General features: G+C 67.9%; 12 protein-coding genes. 7 read left to right on the top strand and 5 right to left on the bottom strand.

Annotated features, from left to right (window positions below; genetic code table 11):
- Window positions 1-297: 297 nt before the first annotated feature.
- Entirely contained in the window at window positions 298-1203 is a 906-nt protein-coding gene (gene ricT / locus VFQ05_02705; GenBank protein ID HET9325663.1) for a regulatory iron-sulfur-containing complex subunit RicT, read from the top strand.
- A gap of 24 nt (window positions 1204-1227) precedes the next feature.
- Here the strand turns inward: ricT and VFQ05_02700 are convergent, their stop codons facing one another.
- Genes VFQ05_02700 through VFQ05_02685 form a run of 4 tightly spaced genes read right to left on the bottom strand, consistent with a single transcriptional unit; the run spans window position 1228 to window position 4485 of the window.
- A complete protein-coding gene (locus tag VFQ05_02700; protein ID HET9325662.1) occupies window positions 1228-2064 on the bottom strand; it encodes an ABC transporter permease subunit in 837 nt (278 codons plus the stop codon).
- Window positions 2064-2981: an ABC transporter ATP-binding protein gene (locus VFQ05_02695; GenBank protein ID HET9325661.1), complete on the bottom strand. Its 918-nt coding sequence runs from the start codon at window positions 2979-2981 to the stop codon at window positions 2064-2066. Before VFQ05_02695 ends, VFQ05_02700 begins: the two co-directional genes overlap by 1 nt.
- Window positions 2978-3952, bottom strand: coding sequence for a hypothetical protein (locus VFQ05_02690; protein HET9325660.1), 975 nt, complete (start codon window positions 3950-3952; stop codon window positions 2978-2980). The genes VFQ05_02695 and VFQ05_02690 overlap by 4 nt, the downstream gene beginning before the upstream one ends.
- 2 nt (window positions 3953-3954) lie before the next feature.
- The gene (locus VFQ05_02685; GenBank protein HET9325659.1) at window positions 3955-4485 is read right to left on the bottom strand and encodes a sigma-70 family RNA polymerase sigma factor; all 531 of its coding nucleotides are present in this window, start codon (window positions 4483-4485) and stop codon (window positions 3955-3957) included.
- Between the two features lie 184 nt (window positions 4486-4669).
- Here VFQ05_02685 and metG point away from each other — a divergent pair, with 184 nt between their 5' ends.
- The 6 genes from metG (at window position 4670) to VFQ05_02655 (ending at window position 12650) form a co-directional block, all read left to right on the top strand.
- Window positions 4670-6394, top strand: a complete 1725-nt coding sequence (gene metG, locus VFQ05_02680) for a methionine--tRNA ligase (GenBank protein ID HET9325658.1) — start codon at window positions 4670-4672, stop codon at window positions 6392-6394.
- A gap of 26 nt (window positions 6395-6420) precedes the next feature.
- Entirely contained in the window at window positions 6421-7194 is a 774-nt protein-coding gene (locus tag VFQ05_02675; GenBank protein HET9325657.1) for a TatD family hydrolase, read from the top strand.
- A gap of 45 nt (window positions 7195-7239) precedes the next feature.
- Window positions 7240-8304 (top strand): HEAT repeat domain-containing protein, encoded by a 1065-nt coding sequence (locus VFQ05_02670; GenBank protein ID HET9325656.1) that lies wholly within the window; start codon window positions 7240-7242, stop codon window positions 8302-8304.
- Window positions 8305-8478: 174 nt separating this feature from the next.
- Window positions 8479-10305 (top strand): DUF885 domain-containing protein, encoded by a 1827-nt coding sequence (locus VFQ05_02665; GenBank protein ID HET9325655.1) that lies wholly within the window; start codon window positions 8479-8481, stop codon window positions 10303-10305.
- Window positions 10306-10490: 185 nt separating this feature from the next.
- On the top strand, window positions 10491-11327 hold the full coding sequence (rsmA, locus tag VFQ05_02660; protein ID HET9325654.1) for a 16S rRNA (adenine(1518)-N(6)/adenine(1519)-N(6))-dimethyltransferase RsmA: 837 nt from the start codon (window positions 10491-10493) through the stop codon (window positions 11325-11327).
- Between the two features lie 3 nt (window positions 11328-11330).
- A complete protein-coding gene (locus VFQ05_02655; protein HET9325653.1) occupies window positions 11331-12650 on the top strand; it encodes a hypothetical protein in 1320 nt (439 codons plus the stop codon).
- 3 nt (window positions 12651-12653) lie between these two features.
- On the opposite strand, the gene VFQ05_02650 is transcribed toward VFQ05_02655, so the two are convergent.
- On the bottom strand, window positions 12654-13964 hold the full coding sequence (locus VFQ05_02650; GenBank protein HET9325652.1) for a T9SS type A sorting domain-containing protein: 1311 nt from the start codon (window positions 13962-13964) through the stop codon (window positions 12654-12656).
- Window positions 13965-14364: the final 400 nt, after the last annotated feature.

Below are 14364 nucleotides of genomic sequence, written 5' to 3'. Positions count from 1 at the left end.
GAGCCCAGGATCGTGTCGAAGCGCATCAGCTCCCGAGTGAGGTCGAGTGCACGCATGGGCGGCATCCTAACCCTTGGGAAGGCCTGGGCGGGTTCTGGGTTGCTGAAACCGCGGCGCGGCTGCGCTATGCTGCCGCCGGTCATCCGATGTCCCTCGGCCACCGTGCCGGGGGCTGGCTCATAGCTCGGGACGCGCGCTGGCTTTTCAGCACGCTTCCGGGATTGCGGTTCGCGAATTCCATCCGCCGGTTCCCACGACCGGCGTTCGGGCCTCCTACGGCCCCATAGAGGTACGACGATGTCGGACATCGTCCAGGTCGCGCTGCGCGGTGCGCGCAAGGCTTTCTTCCTCAATTCGCGCAATCTCTGGCTCAAGCTCGGTGACAAGGTCGTCGTCCAGACGGACAGTGGCGAGTCCGTCGGCAGCGTCTTCCTCAAGGATTCCTTCCTGATCCAGCTCAAGCGGCCGGGAAACGTGACGCGGGAAATCATCCGCAAGGCCGAGGAAGAGGACCTGGACCAGGAGGACCACAACCGGCAGAAGGAAGTGGAAGCCTTCGAGTACTGCCAGGACCGCATCTCGGCCCGGTCGCTGGTCATGGAGCTGGCCGAAGTGGAGGTGGCCTTCACCGGCCACCGCATGACGTTCTACTTCTCGGCCGATCAGCGGGTCGACTTCCGCGAGCTGGTGAAGGACCTGGCCTCCAAGTTCCGCACCCGGATCGAGCTGCGCCAGATCGGACGGCGCGAGCAGGCCAAGAGGCTCGACGGCTGTGGCCCCTGCGGGCGGCCCTTGTGCTGCTCCACCTGGCTCAAGGAATTCCATCCGGTCACCCTCAAGATGGCGCGTGAGCAGCAGCTCTCGCTCAATCCCACCAAGATCTCGGGCGCCTGCGGTCGGCTCATGTGCTGCTTGGCATACGAGCTCGACCGCTATCGGCAGAGCGCCGAGAAGCTGCCGCCGGTCGGCGCCACGTTCAAGACCGGCCAGGGACCGATGACGGTGGTCCGCACCGCGTTCTACGAGGAGGCGGTGTGGGTGCGCGACGACGACGGCGCGGAGCATCGCATCGCCTACGCCGACATGCCGCCCGGTCCGTACCGCCAGTGCGGGGATTGTGGCTGCGGCAAGAAGAACAAGGGCGGGAACGGAGATGGGAACGGAGAGACGGCGACGGATCCTCCCCCGGGAGATTCGACCTAGCGAGGGCGTGCCGGGGCCGGACCGCTACAGCGGCCGGCGACGGAACCAGAGGATCGCGACCAGCAGCGTCACCACCGTGTAGCCGGCGGCCCACACCACCATCGCCGGGCTCGGAACCGATCCCGCGGTGAAGGGAGTGATCTCGAGGCCTCGCAGGATGCTGGGCTGCATGTAATGCGCGGCGAGCAGCCACATCGACTCGCTCGGCACGAGCAGGCTCGCCAGCGTGCCGATCCGCTCGGCGGCGCGGTTGGAGCCGATCGCGCCGATGCGCTCCACCCAGCTGCCGATGAAGGCCAGGCCGTAGAGCCCGAAGATCACCACGCCGTTGGTGATGGTGCTGAGCCGCGTGCCGCCCGCGATCGAGAGCGTGACCATCAGCGTGATCTCGAGCGCCATGAGACTCAGACCGGGGCCGAGGTTCGGAGGCAGGACTCCCGCCTGGAGTCGCGTGGCCAGCAGGACGCCGGTCGTCAGCAGTGCTAGGTACGCCAGCGCGATCGTCACGAACGCGAGCCACTTCCCGAGCACGATCTCGGAGCGGCGCACCGGCTTCGACGCCAGCGTCTGCAGCACCCCCGACGAGATCTCGCCCGAGAGGGTGTCGACCGGGAGCAGCACCGCCGTCATAACGGCGAGGAAGTTGGCGCCATAGAGACCGGCGAGCGTGAAGAGGTTCAGCATCATCCGGATCTGGAGGCTGTCGATCGCCGTGCCCTTGCGCATGTCCCGCACGACGAAGTGGAATCCCGTCGCGAACAGGAGCACGAAACCGACGCCGCCGATCACGGTGGCCAGCAGGATGCGGCGGCGTCCCGCTTCGTGGATGGTCAGGTGGGCCACTGTCAGCAGCGCCCGCATCAGCCCGGCCTCCCCTCGTCACCCATGACCTCTAGGAACACGCGCTCGAGCGAGGGCCGCGCGGCGTGCATGCCATAGAGCTTCGCCCCGCGCCCGACCAGGAACGCCGCGATCTCCGGCAGCCGCTCCTCGTCGGTCACTTCGAGTCGCACGCGGTCGCCGGCCCCAGCCAGCCTGCGTCCGAAGCGATCCAAGCCGCTCATCGTCTCGGCGTCGGCGTCGTGGACGCGCAGCTCGACCTCGAGGCGCTCGACACGTCCTCGCAGCTCCAGCTCACGCACCGTGCGGCCGGCCTTGAGGAACACGACGCGGTCGCAAGTCGCCTCGATCTCGCCCAGCAGGTGGGAGTTGATGAATACCGACGTGCCGCGCGACTTGAGGTCACGGATCACGTCGCGCACCAGGAGCCTGCCGAGCGGATCGAGCCCCGAGGTCGGCTCGTCGAGGAATACGAGCCGCGGCTCGTTGAGCAGCGCCTGCGCGAGCCCGACGCGCTGCAGCATGCCCTTGCTGTAGTGGCGCAGCGCGCGGTCCCGAGCCTCGACCAGATCCATGCGGGCCAGGAGATCCTCGACCCGCGACGCGAGCGTTCTGCCTGACAAACCGTAGAGCCGGCCGTGGAAGTGCAGCAGCTCACGGCCGGTGAGCCAGTCGTGAAAACGGAAGTGCTCCGGAAGGAAGCCCACGCGGGCTCGTGCGGACCGATTTCCGAGCGGGGCGCCCAGCACCCGAGCCGTTCCGGCGCTCGGCTCGATCAGGCCGAGCAGCATCTTGAGCGAAGTGGTCTTGCCGGCGCCGTTGGGGCCCAGAAAGCCGAATACCTCCCCCGGTCCGACGGACAGGGAGAGGTCGGCGACCGCGACCTTCGAGCCGAAGCGTTTGCGGAGGCCGCGGGTCTCGATGACCCGTTCGGTCACTGAAGCGAGTTGGCCATCTGCAGGAGGTCGATCTTGGAAATGTTCCCCGCCAGCGCGTACACCATCTCACCCCTCGACCACAGCACGATCATGCCTTCCCGAGGCCTTCCGTCCTTGCGCTCGCCCTTCGCGGTGACCAGGAGTCCGGACTGGCCGCTCACATCCACCTGCTGGAAGGACGCGGCGTTGCCCGGCACCGGGATCAGCATCGTACTGCCCCAGTCGATACTCTGCGACAGACGTTGCGCCTCGGCGCGCTCGAGGCCGAGGATGCGCAGGCCGATCTCGCCGAGCGCCGCGAGGTCGACTCCGGCCGGCAGTGCCACCTCGGGACTCTTCGCCTGCAGCAGCTGGACGCTCCTCGAGCCTTTGCTGAATCGCTGCTCGACCACGGCCGGCACCTTGATGTCGATCTTCTGTCCGTCGATGGCCATGGGAATCGCGACGTCCTGGATGTCGAGCGCCTGGAGCAGTCCACGCAGTCGCTGGACGTCCGCGGTCACCCTCACTTCGCCAGGCCCGCGCCACGAGACCGAATCCGGCTGGAGTCCCGCGGGCAGTGTGCCCGGCACCTTGACGTCGATGCCCGCCGCCACGCCCGCCGCCGCCGCCGTCGCCACGGTCTGTCGCGGACCGGGCTCCCTGACCGTCTCGACGCGGTTGCCGAGCAAGCCTTCGAGATCGAGCTTGCCGTCCTGGAGCTGACGGATGCGCTCAGGGCTGACGCTCACCGCGGTGAAGCTGCGGATGCGGAAGAGATCCAGGAATGCCTGGGCCGACGCCCGCACCGAAGGGAAGAAGATGACGCTGGCGATGGCCGCCACCAGCAACGCGGGTGCGAGCAGCGGGGCCCAGCGGGCGCCATGGCGCTCCTCCGCCGACGGCTCGGTGGTTCCGAGCCGATCCCGCAGCCGCCTCGCGAATTCGGGGTCCGGAGCTTTCCGGAGACCCTTCATGAAGTGCTCGTCCATCGTCATCCTCCTGCGTCGTCCCATCCCGCCCGCAGCTGCTGCACCGTGCGGTGAAGGATGGTGCCGACATTCGATTCACTCAGACCGGTGAGCCGCGCGATGTCGCGGTTGGTCATTCCGGCGCCATACTTGAGCGACACCAGCTCCTGCTCACGCTCCCCCAACGCGAGGAGCATGCGTGCCAGTCTTGCGGCATCGGACCGGCGCTCGGCCAGATCCTCGGGGCTCGGGCCGCCCGCGACCTCCATCCCCGCATCGAGCGGGAGATGCTGGCGGCGGCTCCGCAGGTGGTCGATCGCCACACGACGGGCGATGGTCATGACCCAGGTGCTGAACCGCCCCAGGTCCCTGCGATAGCGGTGCCGGGCGACCCATGCCTTCTCGAACGTCCGCGCCGTCAGGTCCTCGGCGTCCGGCCCGGGTCCGATCCGATACCGGAAGAAGTTGTAGACCCGCGGGAGCTGCTCCGAGTAGGCGGCATCCCAGTCGACCTCGGGCGCGCCGACCCAGCCGATCAAACGCTGTAGCACCACGCTCTCGCTTGCCATTCCATCGGACTATACGTACCCCCAAGCCCAGTATCACGCGGCTGGCCGGTGGCTCGACATCGGATCGCATCGGATGGGCCGCCAGCCGCATCGGAAGCCCCCCCAGAGGCCCCACCCGGGTGCCGTTGTCAGGGGTCGGTTATACTGCCTCCCTGCATTCGGAGACACCTTGTCCAGACGTTTCTACATCACCACCGCCATCGACTACGTGAACGGCCGGCCCCATCTGGGGCACGCGTACGAGAAGGTGCTGGCCGACTGCCTGGCGCGTTACCACCGCCAGCGCGGTGACGCGACCTATTTCCTGACCGGGACGGATGAGCACGGGATAAAGATCGTGCGCGCCGCCGGCGAGGCCGGCAAGACGCCGCGGGAGTTCGTCGACGAGCTGGCGCCCACGTTTCAATCGGCGTGGAAAGCGCTGGCGGTCGGCTACGATCAGTTCATCCGCACCACCGATCCTCGCCACGAGCTCGCGGTCCAGGAGCTCTTCCGGAGACTCCAGGAGGCGCGAACCCCCAAGACCGGAGAGCCCGCGCTGTTCGAGGAAGACTACGAAGGGCTCTACTGCGAAGGCTGCGAAGCGTTCAAGCAGGAGAAGGATCTCGACGAGAAGGGCCGTTGTCCGGAGCACAAGAAGAAACCGAAGAAGGTTCGCGAGACCAACTTCTTCTTCCGCCTCTCCGAGTACGACGACGCCCTGCTCCAGCACATCGAAGCCCACCCCGATTTCATCGCCCCCGACTACCGCCGGAACGAAGTGCTCAACGTCATCAAGGAGGGTCTCGAGGACGTGAGCGTCACACGCCCCAGTCTTCCCTGGGGCGTTCCGCTTCCGGAAGAGATCCCGGGCGCCGCGGGGCACACCGCCTACGTGTGGGCCGACGCCCTGCTCAACTACCTATCCGCGCTGGGCTGGCCGGAGCGCCGCTACTCGCTGTGGTGGCTGGCCCGCTCCGACGAGACCGGCGGACTCGGCGCGACGCGACAGGACGAGTTCCAGCACCTCGATGGGCAGGGCCGACCTGGAGCGGCATGGGCCGGGACCGCGACGCCTCAGTTCACGAACGCCTTCCACCTGATCGGGAAGGACATCAGCCGCTTCCACTGCATCCTGTGGCCGGCTTTGCTGCTGGCCGCGGGCGTGCCCCTTCCGCGCCAGGTCTACGTGCACGGCTTCATCTACGTCCGCGGCGAAAAGCTCTCCAAGTCCGTCGGCAACGTCGTGGATCCCATCGAGCTGGCCGACCGGTTCGGCATCGATGCGTTGCGCTTCTATCTGCTCCACGCGATTCCGACCGGACGCGACGGCGAATTCACTCTCGAGCAGCTGGCCGAGCACTGCAACACGCACCTTGCGAACGATCTCGGCAACCTCGCGAGCCGCACCGTCACCATGGTCCACAAATACTTCGGTGGCCAGGGGCCCGAGCACTGGGAGCCCGCATGTCTTCAGGATCCGGCCGCGCGTGAAGCGTTCGACGCCTTGCTCGAGGCCGCCGAGGAAGCACAGGAGCAGGTTCCGGCCCACTTCGAGGACCTGGAGGTCCACGAAGCGCTGGCCGCGGCGTGGCGGCCGGTACAGCGCGCCAACGAATTCATCGAGCGCGTGAAGCCCTGGTCGCTGGCCAAGGATCCGTCGCGGAGGAACGAGCTGTCCACCGCGCTGGCGGCATTGCTCGAGACGCTTCGCTTGGTGGCGTTATGGACCTGGCCTGCCATTCCCGGCAAGAGCGCCGAGCTGTGGTCCCTGCTCGCGCTGCCCGGCACGCCGGGCGAGATCCGCGACGACGACGCGCGTCCGGCGTTCGGCGGCGGCCTGTTCACGGGCCGCACGCTGGGCGAGGTGAAGAGCCTCTTCCCGCGCATCGAGCTTCAGAGCGCGGCCTCGTAGCTCGCCGCGGTCGCCATGGCCGGTACGTGATCGATACCCACTGCCACCTCGCCGACAAGCGCTTCGATCGCGACCGCCAGCAGGTGTTCGACCGAGCGCGCGTCTCGGGCGTGACCCACTTCGTCGAGATCGCCTACGCGCCCAAGATCCTCGAGAAGGCTCATGCGCTCGCGCGCGAGCATCCGACCCTGTTCCTGTGCGTCGGCGTCCATCCCAGCGAATCGGCCAAGGTTCCGGATTCCTATCTCGACGAGCTTCGCGATCACGCTCGTCATCCACGGGTCGTTGCGATCGGCGAGACCGGGCTCGACTTCTATCGGGATTACGCGCCGCGCGCCGATCAGGAGCGCTGGTTCCGCGCTCAGCTCGCGCTGGCCGACGAGGTGGGATTGCCGGTGGTGATCCACCAGCGCAGCGCGCTCGCGGACGTGCTCGCCATCCTGGAAGAGACGCGCCCCGCCGCCGGCGGAGTCCTCCATTGCTACGACGATGGGCCCGAGGTGATCGCGCGCGCCGAGGCGCTGGCCTTCAAGCTCGGGATCGGAGGCTGTCTCACCTACGGTCACGCGGCGCTCGATGAGGCGGTCCGGGTCGCGCCCGAGTCGATGCTGATGCTGGAGACCGACGCGCCGTACCTCGAGCCCGAGCCGCGCTCGCTCAAGCGCAACGAGCCAGGGCTCCTGCCCCGCGTCGTGCGGCGACTCTGCGAGATCCGCGGATGGACGCCGGAAACGGCGGACCGCATCACGACCGCCAACGCTCGCGAGCTGTTCCGCATCCCGGCCGGCGTGCACGGCTGATCGCGCCTCAAGGCCTGTCCTGCTCGTGCCGAAGAACCAGGGGCCATGGCCCACCCTGACGTGCAGCCTGTGCCGCCTGCTCTGGCCATCATCGTCGTCCTGTCGAGCGCGCTGATCGCGCTGTTCCTGGCTCGCGCGCTGGACCGCCGCCGGCGCCGACACGACCGGCGCGAAGGCCGCTCCCTTCTCATCCTGATGCGCGGCACGCTGCGCGACGAGCCCTGGACGAGTCGGATGACACGAGCGGCCGTCCGAGCGCGTGCAGCCACCTTCTGGGCCGTCGTCGAGCGGCTCTCGCTCGGGCCCTACCGCGGACGACTCAGGCGTCTGGCGACGACGCTCGCCACGAATCCGCACGTCGTGGCCGAGCGCAAGCGGCTGCGCGACGATTCGCCGTGGCGACGCGAGCTGGCTGCGCGTCGGCTCGGATTGCTGCCGTGCCGGAGCAGCTCCCGTTTGCTGCGACGCGCACTGCGCCGCGGTCCCGAACCGGTCACTCTGGCGGCGGCTCATGCGCTGGCGCGAGCGCGCGACCTCCGGGCCCTGCGCTGGCTGCTCGCGCACCCCGAGAAGCTGTCGCGACGCACCCGTCGCTCCTGGGCGAGCCTGCTGACGGCGTTCCGGCGTGCTGGATTGCCCGAGATCGCCGCTGCCTTCGAGCGCGGGATCACGCATCCGACGCTCGAGCTCGCGGCCATCGACGTGCTCGGAAAGGGCGGCTATCGCGGAGCGCGTGAACGCCTCGAACACTACCTCGATAGCGGGACACTCGAGCAGCGGGTGACGTCCGCCCGTGCGCTGGGATTGCTGGGGGCCCCGGAGTGCGGGACCTCGCTGCTGGCTGCGCTGGAGGACGAGGCGTGGCAGGTGCGAGCGCAGGCGGCCCGCGCGCTCGGGCGGGTGCGCGCGACGATCGCGATCGAGGCGATCGCGGCACGGCTCACCGACTCGTCATGGTGGGTGCGGCACCATGCCGCCTATGCGCTCGGAGCGCTCGGGCCGGACGGTCACGAAGCCTTGGTGCGCATCGCGCGGACTTCATCCGATCCCTATGCGCGCGACATGGCGCGCGAGGTGCTGGAACGCGGCATCGGCCTCGACGTGGCCTGATTCGCACTCTTCGCCCCGTCTCGAGGCCGTCGACGCGTTCGTCTGGTTCTGCGGCGCACCGGTCGGGTTCTGCCCCCGCCTCCGACCCATCGTGCAACCGTCAGCGCCTTCGCGCCCGTAGAGCGCTGCGCCGCCCGCCGACTCCCGGCGTGCCCGTCCCTCAAGGAGGTCCCCGTGTTTCTCTCGAATCGAGTCCGCCTCGGACTCGCGACTCTGACGCTGTCATGCTCCGCGAGCCTCGCGCTCGCGGCGACGCCGTCGGCGCCGCCACCGTCCGCGAAAGCCGCCGCGCCGGCCCAGCCCGCGTGGTGTCTCAAGAGCAACCAGAACGCGCAGGTGCTGCTCGACGTGATGGCCAGGTTCGGTCCCGAAGGCGCGGCCCGTCTCGGCATCCCCGGCTACGACGAAGCGATCTCCGATCTCAGCGCCGGCTACGAGGAGCGCGTCGACGCCGCCACGGCCACGGCCGCTGCCGAGCTCCGCAAGCGTCTCGAGGCCGAGACCGATCCCCCGGTGCGCCAGGATCTCGACATCCTGATCAAGGCCGCCGACCGGCAGCTCAAGGGCAGCGAGCTCGATCGCAAGCACAACCAGCCCTACTTCAGCGCGAGTGCTCTGGTGTTCCAGGGCCTGCGCGCCCTGCTCGACGACCAGGTGTCGGCGGAACGCCGCCAGGCGGCGCTGGTCCGGCTTCGTCGCTACGCCGGACAGGAGAAGGGATACACGCCGATCAGCGAGCTCATGACGGCGCGGATGCGCGAGCGGATGAAGGAGAACCTGCGCAAGCCGTTCAAGGACGAGGTCGAGAAGGACCTGACCAACAGCGCTCGCTACATCGACGGCATCGGCCAGCTCTTCGCCAAGTACAAGATCAAAGGGTACGAGAAGAACTACGCGAAGCTGAAGACTCAGCTCGCGGCGTTCGACGCGTTCGTGAAGGCCGAGGTGCTGCCGACGGCGCGCACCGACTTTCGTCAGCCTTCCGAGCTCTATGCGTTCTCTTTGGAGCAGCTCGGCGTCGACATGCCGATCGAGGAGCTGCAGAGCCGGGCCAAGACGTCGTTCCAGGAGACGCAGCGCGCGATGCAGGCTCTGGCGCCGCTGGTGGCGAAGGAGAAGGGCTGGAACGTCACCGACTATCGCGACGTGATCAAGGAGCTCAAGAAGTCGCAGCTCACCGGAGACGCCATCCTGGCCCACTACCTGAAGCGCAGCAAGGAAGTGGAGGAGATCATCCGCCGCGAGTCGATCGTCACCGTTCCGGCGCGCGAGATGGAGATCAAGCTGGCGAGCGAGGCCGAGAGCGCGGCGATCCCGGCGCCCAACATGCGGCCGCCGCGGATGATCGGCAACACCGGTGAGCGCGGCACCTTCGTGCTGCCGCTGCGCATCCCTGGCGCCCCGGGTGAGAAGGAAAAGCAATTCGACGACTTCACCCACGAAGCCGCCTCGTGGACCTTGTGCGCGCACGAAGGCCGGCCCGGGCACGAGCTGCAGTTCGCGTCGGTGGTGGAGCGCGGCGTGTCACTGGCGCGCGCCCTCTTCGCGTTCAACAGCGTGAACGTCGAGGGATGGGGACTTTACGCCGAGGCCGAGATGGTCCCCTACGAGCCGCTCGAGGGCCAGCTCATCGCTCTGCAGAACCGGCTCATGCGCAACGCACGCGCGTTCCTCGATCCTGGACTGCAGCTCGGCACCGTGACCCGCGACGAAGCCTACCGGGTGCTGCGCGAGGATGTCTGCCTGTCCGATGCCATGGCGACCCAGGAGGTCGAGCGCTACCTGTTCATGGCGCCGGGACAGGCGACGTCCTATTTCGTGGGCTACTCGCGTCTGCTCGAGATCCGGCAAGACGCGCAGCGGGCCCTGGGCCCGCGCTTCGATCGCAAGCGCTTCAACGATTTCGTGCTGGCTCAAGGCCTGGTGCCGCCGTCCCTGCTGCGCAAGGCGGTGACCGAGGAGTTCGTGCCCTCGCTCAGCCAGCAGACCTCGACGAACTAACAGGCCTCGCAAGCCGTCGATCGGGCGGGGACTTCGGTCCCCGCCTTTTCGTTGCCGGCCATCGCCTCTACACTCGGGCCATGCCTCCGCCGTTCCCCACTCGGCGCTCTCGTTTCGGGGGGCGCGCCTCGGCATACGTCCGCGAGCGAGCAGAAGCGGAGGGCTCCGAGCTTTCCCGGCTGAAGATGGCGCTCGCCACCCGCGGCCTCAGTCCCCGCAAGCGCTTCGGGCAGAACTTCCTGGTGCGGTCGGACCTGGCCGAGCGCATCGCCGAGCAGGCGCGGGTGCGCCCCGACGACGTGGTGGTCGAGATCGGCCCCGGCGCCGGCGCGCTGACCCCTTACCTCGCCGCGCGCGCCGCCCGCGTGATCGCGATCGAGATGGACGACGGCCTGGTCGAGCTGCTGCGCGAGGAGCTGGATGCGATCCCGGGTCTCGAGTTGATGCACGCCGATTTCCTCGAGGTCGACCTCGCGGAGATCGCCGCCGCCCAGCGCACCGAGCGGCTGGCGGTGGTTGGAAACATTCCCTACAACATCACCACCCCGATCCTCGAACGCTTGTTCGAGCAGCGCCATGTGGTGCGCAGCGCCGTCCTCCTGGTGCAGAAGGAATACGCCGAGCGCCTCGCCGCGCCCGCGGGAAGCCCGGCGTACGGAGCGCTCACGCTCTTCGCTCGCTACCACGCGGTGCTCGAGCCGCTCATGACCTTGAAGGCCTCCGCCTTCTGGCCGCGTCCCGAAGTCGACAGCATGCTCGTGCGCTTCATGATGCGGGAGCGTCCGCCCGTGGATGTCGAGAGCGTGGAGATGCTGTTCCGGATCATCCGCGGCTCGTTCCAGATGCGCCGCAAGCAGCTCTTCAACACGCTGGAGGCGACGCTCGAGCTGCCCAAGGAGAAGATCGAGCGCCTGGCGCGGCATGCCCGCGTGGATCCGCGGCGCCGCGGCGAGACTCTGACGCTGGACGAGTTCGCCAAGCTCGCCAACGCCGCGATGGACTACGACGTGGCCGAGGGATGAGCGATGCGACGCGGCTTCGCGACGCTTCTCGCGGTGTGGGCCTTTGGCTTTGGCCTCGCCACCACCGCCAGCGCGGCGTGGCGGCCGCTGGGGCTGAGCGGCCGTGACGTCCACAAGCTGAGGAGCATCGGCGGAGATCTCTACGCCTGCACCGACGACGGACTGTATCGCCTCTCCGCAGGCGCACCCGACACGACCTGGGCCCAGATCGGATTCACGGGACGGAGGGTCTTCGACATCCTTTCCCTGGCCCCGGGAGCCCTTCTCGCTTCACGCGGCTTGACCGGCGCGACGAACGACACGATCTCCCTCTTCCGCAGTGTCGACGCGGCGGTGACCTGGCAGCCATTCCAGAACGGCTTCGGCTCCGGCGGAGCAACGTTCGCGCGTCAGGCCAGGTTCATGCTCGGTCCTCACGCGGCCGGAGAGCCGCTCTTCGCGGTCGGCAGCCGGATCGAGAAGTCCTCGGATGGAGGAATGAGCTGGCGAGTCGTCTCCGAGCTGTCCTGCGGCCTGAACGCGCTCGAGCGATCTCCTGCCAACGCCTCGGTCCTGTGGGCGGGCGGTGAAACGGTCATCTTCTCGCCGTGCGTTCTCAGATCCACCGATCTCGGCGAGACGTGGAAACTGCAGTCACTCTTCGCAGGCGGCGACAACGCGGTGGACGCCATCGCTGGACATCCCTTGAACGCCGACTACGCCTACGTGGGCATGGAGGGCTGGGTGCAGAAGACCGAGGATGGCGGCGCCCACTGGACTCCGCTCACCTCGCCCGACCCCTCGATGTACACGTTCGGCATGGCCGTCCGACCGTTCGGCGCGCTCAAGCTCTACGCCGCGGGGGCGCGCTTCATGCCGGATCCACGTGGCGTGGTGTTCCACCAAAGCGAGGACGGAGGGCTTTCGTGGCAGGCAATCGCCTACCCCGCGGCCGCAGGTTACGGCGTCAATCACCTGCTCCTGCGCACCGGGAGCATCGAGGAGACCCTGTACGTCGCGACCGGCAACGGCGTGTACCGTCACACGCAGGGCGTCGTGGATGTTCCGATCGAGCCCGCTCCAGCCTCCCTCTCGCTCGCGGTTCGTCCCAACCCGAGCGACGGTCCCGTCACGATCGAGTTCGCGCTGCCCCAAGCGGCACGAGCCACGGTGAAGGTATTCGATATCCGCGGGCGAATGGTTGCGGAGCCCGCCGCACGTTTCTATCCCCCGGGCGTCCATGCCGTCCCATGGAATCCGGCCGGTCTGCCGGGCGGCCTTTACCTGATCGGCCTTCGGATCGGTGAACGAACGAGCTGGCGAAAGATCACGCTCGTTCGTTGAGTTTCAGTGAAGCAAGATGACCTTCTTCTTCACCGTCTCCTTGGCCCTGGAGAGCCGCATGAGATAGATCCCCGCTGGAAGCTGCTCGGTCGCGTCCCACCGGTAACGAACGAAACCCGGTCCGAGGTCGGAGAGCTCACGCTGCGCGACGCGCCGGCCCGTCACGTCAAACAACTCGAGGCGCGCCCCTCGTGTGGGAAGGGCCAGCTCCATCGCGAGCGCCCCACGCGTGGGATTGGGCATGCGGACGGCGAGACGAAGCGGCAGGTCGGCCGGTGAGGATGGGGTCGCCGGCGCCTTTGCCGCGACGAGAGCTCGAGGCGCGCGCACTTCGGGCTCATTGACGAGGGCGAGCGTCGATCCCATCCCGCCCCATCCACCGGCCACGATCATGCGCGAATGCTGGGGGTCGAAGACCGCACGATGGCCCCAGCGCCCGGCTCGCTCGGGTCCGTCGGGGAGTCGTCGCCAAACCGGCGCATCGCCGAGGGACAGAGCCCATCCGTCATGGAGCGCCAGGGTTCCTGCCCTTCCGTATTCAATACAATCACCGAAGCCGCCATAAATCAGCATTTCCTGGCGCCTCGAGTCCACCACGGCGCTGTGTTCTTCGCGCCCACCTGGCCTGGGCTCTGGCAGCTCGAGCTTTCGCCATGCGCCGCGTCCCTGGAGCCGTAGCTCCCACAGCTCGTCGGAGCAAGACTCGAGGCCCGACGTCGAGCCGCCGAACACGATCACTCGATCGTGCATAGGATCGTAGACTGCGCTGTGCGCTGAGCGTGGCGCCGGGCTCGGTCCCGCTGGAGTGAGAGCCTGCCAGCGTGGTCGACCGGAGAGGTTGAGCGCCCACACGCCCCCGTATCGAAAGTCAGGCGCGATGCCGTCATTCCCATGGATCAGCAGCATTCGATCGCGCTTCGAGTCATAGACGGCGGCCGCGGCGGCCAGCGGCGGCGGGCCTTCTCCTGCGACCGCGAGGCGCGACCATGTCGGCGATCGTTCGAGCGTCAGTTGCCACACGTCCGCGAGGAACGTGCCGTCGTAGCCACCATAGATGATCGCGCGTCGGTGCTTCGGTTCGTAGATGGCCGCAAGGGATCGTCGCGGCGAGATCGGCCGGCCAACCGTCTCGATCAGCAACCACTCTGCCCTGCCGTCGAGTCGCAGCTGCCGGACGCCACTGGTGTAACTCGAGCCGCCACCGCAGATCGTTAGCGCTCGCCGGCCTTCCGGATCGAGAACCATCGCGGGCGTCACGATCAGCGGACCCAGGGTGGCGATCTTCTCCCACGTCGCGACTTGGTCAGGCTCCAAACCAGCCGCGGGCGCGAGTCGGACCTCGTCGCCGCGGGACGTGCAACGAATTGTTTGGCTCGCGGGCGTCTCGACCGCTAATGACACCGCAATGAAAACGAGCAGGAATCCGAGACGGATCAGGGGCCGGGCGGGAAGGTGGCGCATGGGGTGCCTCCGGCGCATACGCCCGACGTGCGTCAACCCTATGCCTGACGCGTGATCCCGGTCAACGCACAATGACCGCCTTGGTGCTGGTCGGCTACCCCAAGATCATGCAGGAATCGCCTGGGCAGTGGGCCTGACCCTAGTGCGAAGCCGAGCCCGGATTCGACCGGTGTCGGCAACCTCGGCCGCGACTCGAGCGGCGTGCTCACAGGCGGCTCTCATTTTCTGGCCACTCATGAGCGAGTGAACGAGA

Source organism: Candidatus Eisenbacteria bacterium, assembly GCA_035712145.1.
GTDB lineage: Bacteria > Eisenbacteria > RBG-16-71-46 > RBG-16-71-46 > RBG-16-71-46 > DASTBI01.
The sequence above is the reverse complement of the archived record's forward strand: the minus strand, read 5'-3'. Positions and strand labels throughout refer to the sequence as shown.